The sequence below is a fragment of the Sphingobacterium paramultivorum genome (assembly GCF_014109745.1).
In the GTDB taxonomy this organism is placed as follows: domain Bacteria; phylum Bacteroidota; class Bacteroidia; order Sphingobacteriales; family Sphingobacteriaceae; genus Sphingobacterium; species Sphingobacterium paramultivorum.
The window spans coordinates 2,978,832-2,994,300 of the sequence record NZ_CP058555.1 but is presented as its reverse complement, the minus strand read 5'-3'; the positions used below and the strand labels follow the sequence as shown (position 1 = coordinate 2,994,300).

Genomic DNA, 15,469 nt, shown 5'->3' with positions numbered 1-15,469 from the left:
AATGTCGAGAATTTTAAAGAATAAATCAGCTTAAAGCTTTAGACAGTTCATTTTCTGACACTGCTGTGCTTTTAGCATGAAGGTCCTGAACTATTTTATGCAGGTCCTGTGAAATTTTATTGAGAAAGTCCAGCTGTTCGGTCAATAGCTGTCCATCAACTGAACTGACATCTGCATTATCAAATTGGTCATTGGGAATTTCGATCGCCAAAGGAATAAATGCATTGACGCTATCGTCAGAATGTAGCAGCTGAATGGACTGCTCCAAGGAGCTTAATATTTTTCGGATTGTCCGGACATGGTCCTTATTGATATAATTATTGTCCATTTCGTCGAGATGGTTCATTAATGTCACCGAAAAAGAAGCTAAAATATGGTTGAATATGACGAATTTATTGACTTCCTTACTATATTTTTGACGTTTCTTGGGTTCGGTAAGCATGCGCTGGAACGTCGAACCCATATTGGCTGTTTCAACGTAGACTGCCTTGCGGGTTAGTTTGTAATCGGTGATGGAAGGCGCTTGGCCTGCAATTTCTTTCAATGCCTGAAAGATGTAATTGTAGTTGGCAATGAGTAGCTTTCGCATGGATTCCTTGACTTGCATGCTTTCCCAATTTGGAAAAATAATATAACTGGATAAGAATGCAATCATGCCCCCGATAAAGGTGTCCAATATTCGTTCTTTCGTGACGTCCAGGGTATTGGCGCTGACGAAGCTCAGCATTATTAATACATAAGGTGTCATAAAAAGTACGGCAATAACATAGTTGACGCGGAATAAACTATATGCCGTCAGAAAAAAGAATACCAAGAGAACAAATAGTATAGTTGGGTCATGTATGGTTAACAGGATGAGGGCTCCGATGAGTCCACCTATTGTTGTACCGATGAGACGCTGGATATTTCTCTCCTTTGTGAGTCCGAAGCCAGGTTTTAGGATAACCATGATGGTTAGGAGGATCCAGTATACATTATTGGTGATATTGGTGACCTCAAACACGTAATAGGTGACCGACATGACAATTGCCATACGGCAGGCATGTCGAAAGATGGTGGATTTTAGAGTAAGATTTTCGCGAAACTTTTTAAAATCAATTGCAGAGCTTTGAACAAAGCGTTTTGCGTCGTCAATTTCTTTTCGTTTGACATCGTCAGGTTGTAGATGCGAGTAACCATAGATATTTTTGATCCGGCGAACCAGATCACGTAAATTGATCAACACCTTGCGTAAAGCAAATGTGCTGTATTGTTGATTTTTATCTAGTTGATCAATTTTAGTGTGAAGACGACTGAGGTCCGAGTCGAAATCGTACAATGGTTTTGGCTGTGTATTTGTATTAAGCTGGTAGGCTAAATTGTCAAGCTCATTGGTATATTTTAAAATCACATTTTTGAAGTCTTCCAAAATGCCAGTAGGTCCAAAGCGTTCGCTAATGGTATTGTAATCATAGTGCGCCGCCATACTTTGTTCAAAGAGATCGACAATATCGTTGAAAACGAGGGTTAAATAACGTCCTACCTTTGTGGTGTCTTTAATCGATCGTTTACTTTGAAATAATACATCCCGTAGATTTTCCTGATGCTGATTGACTTCAACTTGTTTGTCGATTAGTTTGAGGTAGTTTTTATCATTATCAATTTTAGCATCGTAAAAATTAGCTTTTAGCCGGATGTAATCAGCAACATAGCGAATTGTTTCTGATAGTTCCTGTTCGGCCAGCCTGTAAGGGCGTGCTTGGGTGATGGAAAGACTAATAGCGATATACCATAAACCACCTAAAGTATAGAAACCTAAATAGTTGATGGCCTCTGCAAGAGGGTAGTGAATCTGCACATGGATCAACATCATCAGGATGCACATGAGACCGACGTTGGCGGCTCTTCCATTGAAAACCGCAAACATGGCAAATATAAAGCAGGCTACGCCGATAAAAATTGCCAATAGATATACATTTTGATTAACTATATTGGTTAAAATAAAAGTTAAAGTAGTCAATATCGCACCGGCAATCATACCTTTCCTTCTATGGCTAGGCGCACCGGGGGTATCCGATAAGCCTACTAAGAGCGCTCCCAGAGAGACTATGGTTCCATTGGTAAATTGCCCGATGGTTGCAAAGATCAGGACAGGCACGATACATCCGATGGTAATTCGGAGTCCATCTGCAAAATATTGGCTATAGAAAAAACTTTTTATTTCTTGTGTCTGTTTCATAATGTGTATAGTACAAACTTAGATAAATTGCTTTTCATATTAAAAACAATTGTTCTGCTATGTTTGCTCTTTTTTGTACTGATGATAGCGATATAGCTGGTTGATTCCTGTCTGATCAAGAAAGGTTCATTTTGTAGCCGGGCTTTATGAGGTAGGGGATCGACACTGGTCGTTTCCATATTGTACTATGTGAATGTGTTAAAAATGAAAAATTACTAAAATTTGTTAGTATGTTTATAAAATTTCAATTGTTTTTTTGATTAATTTATACTTTTTTATTTGTTTAGATATAATATTGTTATATTTGGGGCCATAGGGTAATTTCAGAGACATTACAAAATTTCAAGAGTCACCTAAACTCTCTTGACCACTTTCAAAGATTTAAATATGAAGCAAAGTAAAAATGAAGCCGTCTTTCAGGACGAGGTATTGACACGCTTTGAGCTTTTCAAAAGTTTGTTTTTAACATTGCCATTTCAACGTGTTAAAGATACCGGTACTTTATTACCATTTTTTGCAAAGCAATGTGAAAAGGGTGTGGATCAGCATTTAACTCCTGATGAGATCATAAAGAGTTTCTTCGATCAGCATGAGGAATTTTCTTCGGAAGAGCAACGTATTGATTTGTTATTTCGATTTGTTCAATATATAGAGCGTCAGGTTGTTTTATTTGATGCGATCGAAGATTCGTCATTTCAGATGGTGGGTCGTGGCGATGATGAAAATGTCTTAGGGGCATTAATTAAAAACGCCGAAGGTAACGAAGATATGCGCCGTAAGATTGTGTCAAAATTGAAGGATTTTTCTGTACGTCTTGTATTGACTGCACATCCTACTCAATTTTATCCGGGACCGGTATTGGGTATTATCAACGACCTGATCGATGCAATCAAGACCAACGATATTCATAGTATCCACCTGCTGTTACAGCAATTGGGTAAAACACCTTTCATCAATAAAAATAAACCTACTCCAGTTGATGAGGCTGCGAGCTTAGCTTGGTTTTTGGAAAACGTGTTTTATAAAGTGGCATCGGAGATTCAATCCTTCATTGATGATGAATTGGATGTTGATACCGAAGAGGTAAAACAATTGATTGAGCTTGGCTTTTGGCCGGGAGGTGACCGAGACGGGAATCCTAACGTAAGTGTTGATAGCACCAAGAAAGTTGCCGCTTTGCTACGTACTATCTTGTTTAGATGTTACTATAGAGATTTCCGTATCGTTAGACGACGCATCACATTTAGAGGTGTGGAGGAGTATATGGAAAATCTGCAGACATTGTTCTACGAAAATAGTTTTAATCCGGTCGAACATCCTGCAGACGAAACCGATAATATTATCACGAATCTAAAAGCAATCAAAAATGTTTTGGAGGAATATCACAATGGGCTTTTTGTAGAGATCGTTGATGATCTACTCCGTAAAGTGATGACTTTTGGTTGTTTCTTTACCACATTGGATATCAGACAAGACAGCCGCATATTACGTGAGGCTACCAATTATCTGATTCAGCACAACCAGGAAAAGACTGGAATGCCATTGGATTATCTGGAGCTTAGTGAAAATGATAAGCAAAAAGCATTAAAATTCAAAGAACTTGATTTAACGGTGGGAGAGGATGCGGATCCGTTAACGAAAGATACTTCGGGCGTGATAAAATTATTAAAGGAGATTCAACGTTCCGGTTCTGAGCGAGCTGCACAACGCTTTATCATCAGTAATTGCCAGCAAGCAAGTGATATTTTGGGACTGCGTCAATTATTTTTGTGGTCCGGATGGAAGAAGGATGCTTTAACGATCGATTTTGTGCCCTTGTTTGAGACCGTTGATGACTTGACGAGAGCAGCGGAAGTGATGAAAACCTTGTATAGTAATAAGGAGTACAAGGCACATTTGAAACGAAGAGGAAACAAACAGACGATTATGTTGGGTTATTCAGATAGTACCAAAGACGGTGGATATCTGATGGCGAACTGGTCGATCTATCGTGCGAAAATCGAACTTACGGCGATATCACGCGAATACGATGTCGATTTGGTATTCTTTGATGGCCGCGGTGGGCCTCCAGCACGTGGTGGTGGTAAAACGCAACGTTTTTACGCGTCTATGGGTAAGGAGATTGCCAACGATCATATTCAATTGACGATTCAGGGACAGACAATCAGTAGCCAGTACGGATCTTTAGATACAGCGCGGTTTAATATTGAGCAACTTTTGCATGCCGGCATTATTTCAGATTTAAAGCAACGTGTGGGCGATACTTTAACCAAGCATCAACAGGAGATCATTGATAAGCTAGCTGAGTTGAGTCATCATAAGTTTATGGATCTACGCACGAATGAATTGTTTTTACCATATTTGGAGACGATGTCGCCATTGAAAGCGTTATCCTCAATCAATATTTCAAGTAGACCTGTAAAACGTAACTCAGGCCGTGAATTGCGACTGGAAGACCTGCGGGCGATTAGCTTTGTAACTTCATGGAGCCAGCTGAAACAAAATATTCCTGGATTTTATGGTGTCGGAACAGCATTGCAATGGGCTGAAAAAAATAACCTCTGGAAAGACGTGCAGCAATTATATGTTTCATCGGGATTTTTCCAGACATTGATCGACAACTGTATGATGTCGATGACAAAGTCAAACTTTGATATTACAGCATACATGAAAGATGATCCTATCTATGGTGATTTTTGGAAAACTTTGTATGCCGAGTATCAGATAACAAAAGAATATTTGTTAAAACTGAGCGGAACCTCAAAATTGATGGAGAACTATCCTGTGGATCGTGAGTCTATTTTAGCGCGCGAGGGGATTGTATTACCGTTATTAGTTATACAGCATTTTGCGATTCGTGCATTGAATTCGGATCAGCTGACTGATGCGCAACGTGAAGATTATTCGAAGTTAATAGCGCGTACAATCTTTGGCGTGGTGAATGCCGGAAGAAATGTTGCGTAATTTTTCTTTCTTTTCACGGATAGGGTTTCGGAGAACATATATTTTATCTACTTTTGTATAGTTAACAAAATTGATATGAAGATTAATAAGTTATTTATTGTTGCGGCTTGTGCGGGTACATTATTTGCATCTTGTGGTCAAACAGCTGCAGATAGACAGCGTCAATACTCTAATGCATCCTTAGCGGATGGTGATGCCTTCGCAATGATTAAATTCGTTGGCGAAAATGGAAACTACTTGGTAAATCTTGCCGATGTAGCTGCAAAACAATCTACCTCAACAGAGGTGAAAAATGTAGCCGCAAAGATTAAAGAGGCTTACGCAACAGTTTTACCAGAATTGGACAATTTAGCAAAAGAATTGCATGTTGGCGAGGCGCAACGTGGTGTGCCTGCATTTCAAGTTCCAGCTTCAGTTGGTTCGGACAGCACAGCGGCATTCAACGATAAAGCATTTTTAGCACTTGTGGTTAAAAAACAAGGTGAGATCAATACAAGATTGTCTCATGAAGAACACAATACAAACAAGGATGTTATTCACCTTTCGGAGGAGTCTTTGAAAAAAGTGGAAGAGATCTACAAATTAGCTGGCGGTAAAGTTGAAGAACACCATCACTAAGAAATAAGATAAATAGAAGGAAAGGAGTATTCATTAAAATGAATATTCCTTTTTTTATGAGTTTTTTGCTGGCAATAATGGATTTCCTGTATGGAATTGTGCTAGGTACTGCGTTTCGATGGCATGCGCTAGTTGTATCCTGAGTCAGTTGATTGTCAGCGAGATGATTTTGTCGGGAAATGAGTTCATATTTTTGATCAACAGGAATTTTAGTTGTTTTACGACAATATCAGGTGTTGTGTACGCAAGAATTCCTTGTAATAATCGTTTGTTATTTGTTAAATTAATGATAACTTAACACTTGTATAACATAGTTTTTAATAACTGTGTTTATTTTAGCGTAATTTAATGAAATCGTATATAAAGTGAGATACGCCGCAATAGATATAGGCTCCAATGCAGTCCGTCTTTTGATAGCTGACATTATAGGACAGAAAGACCAATATAATTTTAAGAAAAATACACTGTTACGTGTTCCGCTCCGTTTGGGAGATGACGCGTTTATTCATCAGGAAATTTCACCAAGGAAAGCCGAGAGTTTGATCAAAACGATGAAGGCTTTTCGGGAGTTGATGGATGTTTATCACGTGGAGGATTATATGGCCTGTGCGACGTCGGCCATGCGTGATGCGCGAAATGGGGCTGACATTGTTGCGGAGGTCAAGAAAAACGGTATAAACATCGACATTATCGAAGGGGCAAAGGAGGCTGAGATTATTTACAATAGCCATTGGGATAATAAGATGGAAAAGGACAAAGTTTACCTTTACATTGATGTTGGTGGCGGTAGCACTGAATTATCGTTATTCGCCAATGGTGTTTTGGTTAATTCTAAGTCTTTCAACTTGGGTACGATTCGTATTTTGGACAATCAGGATAAGGCAGAAACCTGGGATGAATTGAGGGAATGGGTACGTAGCAATACGCATATGTATAAGCAAGTCGTTGGGATCGGTACTGGCGGTAATATTAATAAGCTTGCACGCCTCTCTAATGAAAAAGTGGACAAACCATTATCCTATGCCAAATTAAAAGCGGTGTACGAGCATTTATCTTCCTTTTCTTTAAAAGAGCGCATTATTTTATTGGGTTTAAACGAAGATCGTGCGGATGTAATTATACCTGCAAGTGAAATTTTCCTGACGATTATGAAGTATGGCCGTCTAAAACAAATCATTGTTCCAAGGGTTGGACTTGTTGACGGTGTAATTAGAACCTTGATCAATAGGAATTTAGTGAAATAATGCTTTAAAAAGCGATTTTCGACTTGTAAAAGAGCGAAAAATCTTTATTTTTGTGATACCAAAGGTGAGTATGAGCCCAGGTGGCGAAATTGGTAGACGCACCATCTTGAGGGGGTGGCGCTCGCATGGGCGTGGCAGTTCGAATCTGCTCCTGGGCACTTAAGGAGACACTAGTCAATAGTAGTCTCCTTTTTTTATGAACAAAAATATATCTCACATCCAAGGCATATGATAAATTTGATAATAATAAAGCTTTATTGGTTTATTTGGATAAAAATTTACACCGGGGCCGGTTCTAAGTTTATGACCTAAGTCTTATAAGAAGCTATTCTGTAATTTGCTCGTGGTGTTTATCTTGTATAGATAGGTTTTCCAGGAAACCAATTAGCGCCATTACCACCACAGGTAAATACTTTCTGCTTTCTCGATTATTTTCCATTTTCTTATAAATAGTAATGTTTACGCTTGGTTATTCTAATTTTTAACCCCATTTGCGCTAGTATATTTGGGCATTGTTGACGAATTTGTCCGATGCTGTAATAATTAGGCAGCTGAACTACAGTTTATTTTGAATCAGACCCCTAAAAATACAAATAATGCTAGAGACATACAATGTATAAAAATAAGACTTGCTGTCATGATTAACCTATACAGTACAAACAGTCGTATTACGAATAATAGACTAACAACCACGAATAACGAATGGGCCACAACAAATAATAAATCACCGTAAAATTAGTTAAAGGCGTTTCTATTTTTACTTCCATAAAATAAAGACCTGCTTCAAAAGCATGTTATGGTTTAACAAAAAAAATGGAAACAATGAAAAAATTAATGATGAGTTTGATGGCAGTTGTGCTGCTATCTACAGTGGCTTCTGCAAAGACAACAGAAAAGGCTCCGAAAGAAAATGTCAATGTCAAAACAATGACTTACCGCCTTCCTAAAACGAACACCCTCGTGAAGGTCACCGAAGAGGTCAAAGAAAGCAAAGGCCAATTAACGCATTGTGTTTTTGTATTGAGTTTTTATGACTATGATACGGCACAATTGGTCGGTACACATACTTCAGACACCTATACGAGTGGTGGTTGTGGATCGTTCTTTAGAGCGTGTAGAGCTTTTTGGGGTGTTTAATGCAGTCGATCGCTCTTGATTTCAACCAGCTGAGAGGCGTCTGCATTTTCACGGTGTTACAAAAGATTAAATCTAAGCGGGGTGAAAACCCCGCTTTTTTGTTTTGGACTGATGAAAAAAAATGTTATCTTCGATTATTATATTTAATTTATCAGATAAAAAAGAGCGAGTGATCCCTGTTTATTAATGATAACGGAATTTGAAACCGAAGAACTTCAATATGCACACTAGAAATTTTTTACTTCTTCTTAGCTCACTGATATGGTTAAGTTGTACAAAAGATCCCATCGAGCCAAAGGTAGAGCCTCCAGAGGTGGTGCCTACAGATACCACCAAAAATGAACCCACTGTTCCGCCAGATAAGTATGAAATTCGAAAAGTAGAGTTTCAGATGAATAAACTGTTCGCTGATGACTATATTGATGAAAAGGTTTTTCTGGGTGGACTTTGGAGCCTCAAAGATACCCTGGAGGGGCCTCGGTTAGAAAGCCTGGAAGCAAAAGCAAAAAAAGTTAAATTCCATTTTTTGTCTGATAACGATTTCTCTGTAGATATGGGGTTCTTTGAACCCAGCTATGCGAATGGCCTTGCTTATGCCAATAAGTTCGAAAAATCGAAACAGGCGAGCAGCATGAATTTCTCCTCCAGTACTTTTGAAGATTACGCCGAAATACAGGGATTTCTTGGTAATTCGAAGGATGTAAAAAAGGCCCTATCCCTTGTGAGACATGCAGATTCAACGACGATCAGTAAACCCAATAGTACACTTCGGATAGGCAATGTCAATAAGCTTACAATATATATTGATTATACGGAGTATTATGAAGCTTATCCAACATCGGAAGTAGAGGCATTAACCAAAGCCGGCTATTCTCCTTATGTGCTTGCTTCGGTGACTTATGGTACTCATATGATTCTGATGGGAGAAACTGATTCAACACGGGTAAGGCTCAATACAGCGATAGACAAAATATTGGAAAAGAAAGCGCTGGATGACATAGATACCAAAGTCCTGGATTGTAGTAGTCTGCTGATCTACTATCGTGGTGGCGGGAAGAACAGTTTTATTAAGTATCCAAAAGGAGCCCAGGCTATTGGGACAGCACTCCGCGATATGCTCCTTTATGTGAGTCAGACGGAAAATATCTTTAATTATCCACTTACTTATGACTTCATGAGTCTGAAAGACTATAGTACCTTAAAGTATTATAATATATTCGATATTAGGGTTAAAAAACAAAAGTAAACGAGCGAAAAAAAGGCATCGTTTAAATACAAAAACGGCATCTAAATCTAGATGCCGTTTTTGTATTTAAACGACAAGCTGCTGACCTGTGTATTGATATCGCAAAGCTATTCAATACGTAGGCGTATTTTACTTATTCCGTTTCACTGATTTCCTTTAGCCGTTGCAAAGCATCTGGCCAAGCTTCATTAAAGTAATCGATGTATTCGTCGTTTGTATCAACATCCACTTTCAATAATGTTTGTCCTTCGATGGCTGAAAAAGAATAGTTTTCTAACGCTCCTGCCCAATCTTCAACAGTTGGTCCGGATAAAATTTCCTGGCCCTTATCTAAGATGCCAAGGTGGCGAATAGATACATATGAATTTGGAATATATTCAGCAATCTCTGCTACCATTCCGCCTTTTTCACCATTTTCATTGACGCCGGTAAAATGAATTCTTTGTCCCTTTTCCCAAACGCCTTCGAAATCAGAACTCGGATTGAACGCACTGGTCCATTGTTTGTACGTTTCTTTATCGAGCATTGTTTTAAAAACCCGCGACACAGGAGCATCAATCTTAATTTGATAGGTCAATTTCTTCATCTTTCTATTGTTTTGGAAAATTGGGATCGGCTTTTATTTCAGCGATCTGTTTGGTATGACGTGCACAATGTGCAGCAATAAACATCAGGGCTTGGTAACCATCAATTGGACCGGTTGGGGAGTCGCTGACATGATTTCTAAGATCTTCCGCATCAGCTTTTTTGATATAATCAAGTACTGGCTGACGCGCGGCATTGAAATCAGCGAGTGCTGTTTTCACATTTTTATAAATCCCCTCCGGTTGGAGTTCCTTGGGTGCCTGATATTTGTGACTCCTGTCTGTGAGTGCATTCTTGAGATTGTCGTCGGTCATCTTGATCTCTTTCCGCCTTTCAGGTTGTGGATCTTGATCCAGGCCTTTTTTTGCCATGTCAAATATCATTCGTTCTGAACGAATGATATGTTCAAGGCATTGACTGATGGACCATTTGTCAGGCGCTGGTTTAAATTGGAGCTGCGCTTCGCTTAAACCCGCAACCTGCTTTTCAAGTTCCGCAGTTGTTTGATTAAAGTATTGTAATAGCGAGTCGGTTCCCACATAATTACGTTTTAAGCTCTGTTTTTTTAATATCAGCGCAATGTTTTCGTTCTTTTGCTCGAGCAATAATCGTGATTTAGCTGACAATGGAGCTAAGGAAGCAGTTGCTATACTTGCAATTGCTATCATGTTCATAATTAGATTCATAGTTTAATACGTATTAAAATCGTAAAAATAAATGTCACTACTTCTTTACAATTATAACACATTTTTGTTTTCTATATCTTTCCATAAGGCAAGAAAAGGTGGGGAGGCCGGCTCCCTAATCAGAAGGTAATAATTCCTTAGATAGTGGCATCAATTGCTGGATAAGGGACGTATTGTATAATAAGTGTTTTTTGTACATTTATTAAAATAAAACCTTATCTTTAACGTAATAACTAACCTACTATTTGAGTTAATCTATGTTAAATCACAATTATACGCGCTATTTTGGACGTTTACCATTAAAACCTTGTGTTTTGGTATGTATCGTATCTTTATTGGGCACAATTGCTGTAGCGCAGCAGACATCGGTATCTAGTCCTGATGGAACTTTGACCGTTAAGTTGGATCTGAAAAATGGCAATCTATTTTATGAGGTTGAACTGGAAGGGAAAACGATGTTGGAGGCTTCTCCGCTTGGGCTTCAAAGCAAGACGATAAATTTAAGTGATAATTTGCATCCAGTAGCAGAAAAAAGAGCTGAAATTTCGACCAATTATAACGAGTCAAAAATCAAACGCAGTCAGGTAGCGTATAAAGCGAATGAATTGCGTTATTTGTTGGAGAATGCTTCAAAGCAACAGATTGAGGTTACTTTCCGTGTTAGCAACAGCAATATAGCATTCCGATATTATGTGCCTCAGGTAGGCGAGCCGGCCAATTTTGCATTAATAAAGGAGGAGAGTGGTTTTAAATTTCCACTCATTACAACAACATTTTTAACAGCCCAAGCTTCCCCGATGATAGGCTGGATGAAAACAAAACCAAGTTATGAAGAGGAGTATCAGGTAGATCAGGCCTTAGGGGTACCTTCGAAGTATGGTGTTGGATATACTTTTCCTGCGCTCTTTCATGTTGGGGATCGTGGATGGGTACTCATTTCGGAAACGGGTGTATCAAGCGCATATTGTGCATCCAAGTTAAGCGAAGGTACGAAGGATGGCCTTTATAGTATTGCTTTCCCGGAAGAAGGGGAGAACAATGGCATTGGACGTGCAGCTCCCACAATTTCATTACCCGGTTATACACCTTGGCGCACACTGACTATCGGGAGCAATCTAAAACCCATTGTGGAGACGACCATTCCTTTTGATGTTGTAGAGCCGCAATATCCGGCGTCGAAGAAATACGAATTCGGACGGGCGACGTGGAGTTGGCTGGAATGGCAGGATGGTAGTATTAATTTTGAAGACCAAAAGAAGTTTATTGATTTGTCAGCTTCAATGGGTTATGAATTTGTATTGATCGACAATTGGTGGGATACAAAGATCGGTCATGAAAAAATTGAACAATTGGTGGCTTATGGAAAGGAGCGGGGTGTAGGTATTTGCCTGTGGTACAATTCGAACGGATTCTGGAACGACGCACCGCAAACACCAAAAAATAAAATGAATACTTCGATCGCACGTAAAGCCGAGATGCAATGGATGCAGCGTGTGGGCATTAAAGGAATCAAAGTTGATTTTTTTGGAGGTGATAAACAGGAAACACTTAAGCTTTACGAAGATATTCTTTCAGATGCAAATGATTATGGGTTAACAGTTATATTTCATGGATGTACTTTACCGCGGGGTTGGGAGCGTATGTATCCGAATTTCGTGGGTAGTGAAGCTGTATTGGCTTCCGAAAACTTGATTTTCACACAACATGCAAATGATACGGAGGCATTTAATGCGACTTTACATCCATTTATTCGCAATGCCGTGGCGGCAATGGATTTTGGTCCGGTTTTGCTGAACAAACGTCATAACCGTGAGAATAACGGTGGTACTATTCGCAAAACGACAGAAACATTTCAATTGGCAACCGCGATTTTATTTCAGACTCCAGTGCAAAATTTTGGATTGACACCCAATAATCTACAGGAAATGCCAACCCATGTGATTGATTTTATGAAACAGGTACCTACAACCTGGGATGAAACAATTTTTATTGATGGTTATCCAGGTAAATATGTCATACTTGCCCGGAGAAAGAGTGATACATGGTATATAGCGGGTATAAATGCCGAGGGCAAAGAAAAGATTGTATCGGTGAATTTGCCCATATTGAGTACGGATGCGGTACAGCTAATCGACGATAACATCGCCCGGGAATCAAAACAGAAACAAATTCGACTTTCCAAAACAAAGACCATCAAATTGACATTGCAACCTGATGGCGCGATTGTTTTAATCGGAAAATAAATAACAGCGCTCTTCTGACGAATTGAATCATTCTTGATAAACTGAATTACTCCAGGCTAAGTGAATCAATCTTGACTAATGGAAACTACCGCACAGATCCATTAGTCAGGACGAAGAGTTCGGATTTCTAGGATCTTGTGGCTTGTAGATCCTGCCCCGGCCTTAATTTTTAGTTCTATTTTGGTTTTACCTGTACCATCAATGGGAAGCTTTATACGTATTGTTTTAATGGTTGGCTTCTCGTCCTTGTCTTCCATTGTGCAGATAGTTTTACCATCGACCACAACCTCAGTTACCCTTGATGAGTTGTCTGCCAGCAATTTGATTGCTATCAGTTGGGTCTCGGGCGTTATTTTCATCACATAACTAAACCAGTCTTTTGTATCGCGCCAGCGTGTATCGCCGAATGCCCCAGCATTGCTATTTTGCTCGTGAAAAAAGTGATCTGATTCCGGCTGTTGCTCTCCAGCGACGACCTTATCGACTGTTTTGGCAGCTAGCGCTAAGCTTTCTATTTCATCACTGTTCATTTTCTCCTGTAACGCCTCTAGTTCCTTTTCTGTTGCTTGAGGCCAATAGATCATATAACGGGAATCATGAATACCGAAAAAGGGTTCTAGTTCCATTTGAATACCTTTTTTTTCCAAATAAAGATCTGAGAGCGTAAAGTGTAAGGGCTTTGATGCTATTGGTTTTACAAGTGTCGGAATATTGTTCGGTTCAGCTTTAAGAATTGGGAGATCACGTAAAGGGATTTGTTTTCCCGATGCAATGTGCCCCATTCGGCTGTCATCGGCCTGAAGTCCCAAAAGATCTTCCTGTCCAGTACGGGCACCCATAACAAGAGGTCCATATAAAATACTATAATAATTGCTTTTATCAGGCAACTGCTCAGTATGTATCCCCATAGGCAATTCAAGACTGACGATATCACCCTTTCGCCATGTACGTTTGATTTGGATATGCTCATTCGTTGAACTGAAATTGTGGTAGGGCTTTCCATTGATCAATACATGCGGAGCTGCGGTCAGCCAGTTGGGTTTACGAATAAACAAGCTGAATGAAGTCGGTTTTTTGGGGTTGATTCGAATGCTTGTGTTGGCTTCTGTCGGAAAGCTCGTTTCTTGAATGACTTCGGTGTTTTTCGCTTTCCAATCCAAGCGTGAAGGAATAAACAAATTGACGAATAAGTCATTGTTGCGTTGTGCATAGATCATTTCACCATATTTGGCGTGGTTTTCCATCCCCGATCCAACGCAGCACCACATACTTGTCTGTGTTTGTGAATAAACGCGATAATGCCCCGGACGGATTTGTGTGAAATAAACTAATCCACCATGTTCGGGATGTTGTGTCGATAAGATGTGGTTGTAAAGAGCACGTTCATAAAAATCGAGGTATTTTCCTTGCGGATCAGTTTGGTAGAGCATTTTTGTGAGCCGTAACATATTGTACGTATTGCAGGTTTCAGGTCCCTCAATGCTATATAACATCTTTGAAAAATCGTCCGTTGGGTTAAAATGCTCACTCACACTATTTCCACCAATAGCAATCGAGCGATGTTCGACAACATTATCCCAAAAGTACCGAACAGCCTCAGCCCATTTTTCGTTGTGGGAAAGGTCAGCGATGCGTTTAAAACCGAGAACTTTTGGAATTTGCGTATTTGCGTGCAATCCTGTTAAATGATCTTTATGCGCTAATAAGGGCTCAAGTATGGATTGATGACTGAATTTACGAGCCAGCTCGAGATAAGTTTGATTTTGGGTAATTGCAGCGACATCAGCAAAGGTTTCGTTCAGTCCACCGTGTTCACTTCGTAACATCTCCTGTATTTGAGCTTCGGAAAGTTGACCAACCAACTTAAGCGCCCAATCAGTCATCTGAATAAGCATGTCTTTCGCAGATTCATTGCCTGTCAACAAGTAGGCATCTCGCAGGCCAGCATAGGTTTTGTGTATATTATATAGCGGTACCCATTTTCCATTCAAGTTAAAGCTACCGGCGTTGATCCGGCCTTGTTGAATCTCTGTCCAACTAATTTTACCCCCAGGTACCCCGCCAATGTATCCGTTTCCATTTGCTTCCTGACAACGTTTCAAGTTGGCCAGCATGTAATCCAGGCGTTCCTTGATGCGAAGATCTCCTGTAGCGGCATACATATGAGCAAGCGCAGATAGATAATGACCTCCGATATGGCCATCTAATCCTGTATTTTCCCAATTGGTATAAGAGTCTTTTTTAAGCGGTAAATTGGCTTCGCGTAAAAATGGAGCCAACAATCGATCCGGGTCCATTTCCAATAAATAAGTGATGTCCAGGTCTTCAGCATGTTTAAAAACTCCAGGTAACAACCTTACATCTCTTAAATCGAAATAATTTAATTGCGGAGTTGTTTGAGCAGATAGCGCCAGACTAAATAAGCTTAAGAGAGCACTGTGCAAAAATTTGTTTTTGAAGATCATATGGACTGAAATTATCATTTGTTATTAACAAGATCTGATGAGCTTGTCTGGTTAGCCGTTATG

The 15,469-nt window shown here is 39.6% G+C and carries 10 protein-coding genes and 1 tRNA gene; 7 read left to right on the top strand and 4 right to left on the bottom strand.

Annotation, left to right across the window (positions count from 1 at the left end; genetic code table 11):
• Positions 1 to 25 precede the first annotated feature (25 nt).
• Positions 26 to 2,218: an FUSC family protein gene (locus tag HS960_RS12835; protein ID WP_228280321.1), complete on the bottom strand. Its 2,193-nt coding sequence runs from the start codon at positions 2,216 to 2,218 to the stop codon at positions 26 to 28.
• Between the two features lie 387 nt (positions 2,219 to 2,605).
• Here HS960_RS12835 and HS960_RS12830 point away from each other — a divergent pair, with 387 nt between their 5' ends.
• The 6 genes from HS960_RS12830 (at position 2,606) to HS960_RS12805 (ending at position 9,427) form a co-directional block, all read left to right on the top strand.
• Entirely contained in the window at positions 2,606 to 5,182 is a 2,577-nt protein-coding gene (locus tag HS960_RS12830) for a phosphoenolpyruvate carboxylase (protein WP_182332899.1), read from the top strand.
• A gap of 75 nt (positions 5,183 to 5,257) precedes the next feature.
• Complete coding sequence (locus HS960_RS12825; RefSeq protein ID WP_159729053.1) at positions 5,258 to 5,800, top strand: hypothetical protein; 543 nt, start codon at positions 5,258 to 5,260, stop codon at positions 5,798 to 5,800.
• Between the two features lie 365 nt (positions 5,801 to 6,165).
• Positions 6,166 to 7,044, top strand: a complete 879-nt coding sequence (locus tag HS960_RS12820) for a Ppx/GppA phosphatase family protein (protein ID WP_153846129.1) — start codon at positions 6,166 to 6,168, stop codon at positions 7,042 to 7,044.
• 74 nt (positions 7,045 to 7,118) lie between these two features.
• Positions 7,119 to 7,202, top strand: a tRNA-Leu gene (locus HS960_RS12815).
• A gap of 664 nt (positions 7,203 to 7,866) precedes the next feature.
• Complete coding sequence (locus HS960_RS12810; RefSeq protein WP_182332898.1) at positions 7,867 to 8,181, top strand: hypothetical protein; 315 nt, start codon at positions 7,867 to 7,869, stop codon at positions 8,179 to 8,181.
• A 220-nt stretch (positions 8,182 to 8,401) separates the two neighbouring features.
• Entirely contained in the window at positions 8,402 to 9,427 is a 1,026-nt protein-coding gene (locus HS960_RS12805; RefSeq protein WP_182332897.1) for a hypothetical protein, read from the top strand.
• A gap of 133 nt (positions 9,428 to 9,560) precedes the next feature.
• On the opposite strand, the gene HS960_RS12800 is transcribed toward HS960_RS12805, so the two are convergent.
• Together HS960_RS12800 and HS960_RS12795 are read right to left on the bottom strand one after the other, a co-directional pair.
• On the bottom strand, positions 9,561 to 10,013 hold the full coding sequence (locus HS960_RS12800; protein ID WP_153846131.1) for an SRPBCC family protein: 453 nt from the start codon (positions 10,011 to 10,013) through the stop codon (positions 9,561 to 9,563).
• A gap of 4 nt (positions 10,014 to 10,017) precedes the next feature.
• Positions 10,018 to 10,686, bottom strand: a complete 669-nt coding sequence (locus HS960_RS12795) for a DinB family protein (RefSeq protein ID WP_159729051.1) — start codon at positions 10,684 to 10,686, stop codon at positions 10,018 to 10,020.
• A gap of 269 nt (positions 10,687 to 10,955) precedes the next feature.
• Here HS960_RS12795 and HS960_RS12790 point away from each other — a divergent pair, with 269 nt between their 5' ends.
• A complete protein-coding gene (locus tag HS960_RS12790; RefSeq protein WP_182332896.1) occupies positions 10,956 to 12,941 on the top strand; it encodes a glycoside hydrolase family 97 protein in 1,986 nt (661 codons plus the stop codon).
• A 101-nt stretch (positions 12,942 to 13,042) separates the two neighbouring features.
• Here HS960_RS12790 and HS960_RS12785 read toward each other — a convergent pair whose 3' ends face one another.
• Positions 13,043 to 15,406 carry a glycoside hydrolase family 127 protein gene (locus HS960_RS12785; RefSeq protein ID WP_153846134.1) on the bottom strand — a complete coding sequence of 788 codons (2,364 nt, stop codon included), beginning with the start codon at positions 15,404 to 15,406 and terminating at the stop codon, positions 13,043 to 13,045.
• Positions 15,407 to 15,469: the final 63 nt, after the last annotated feature.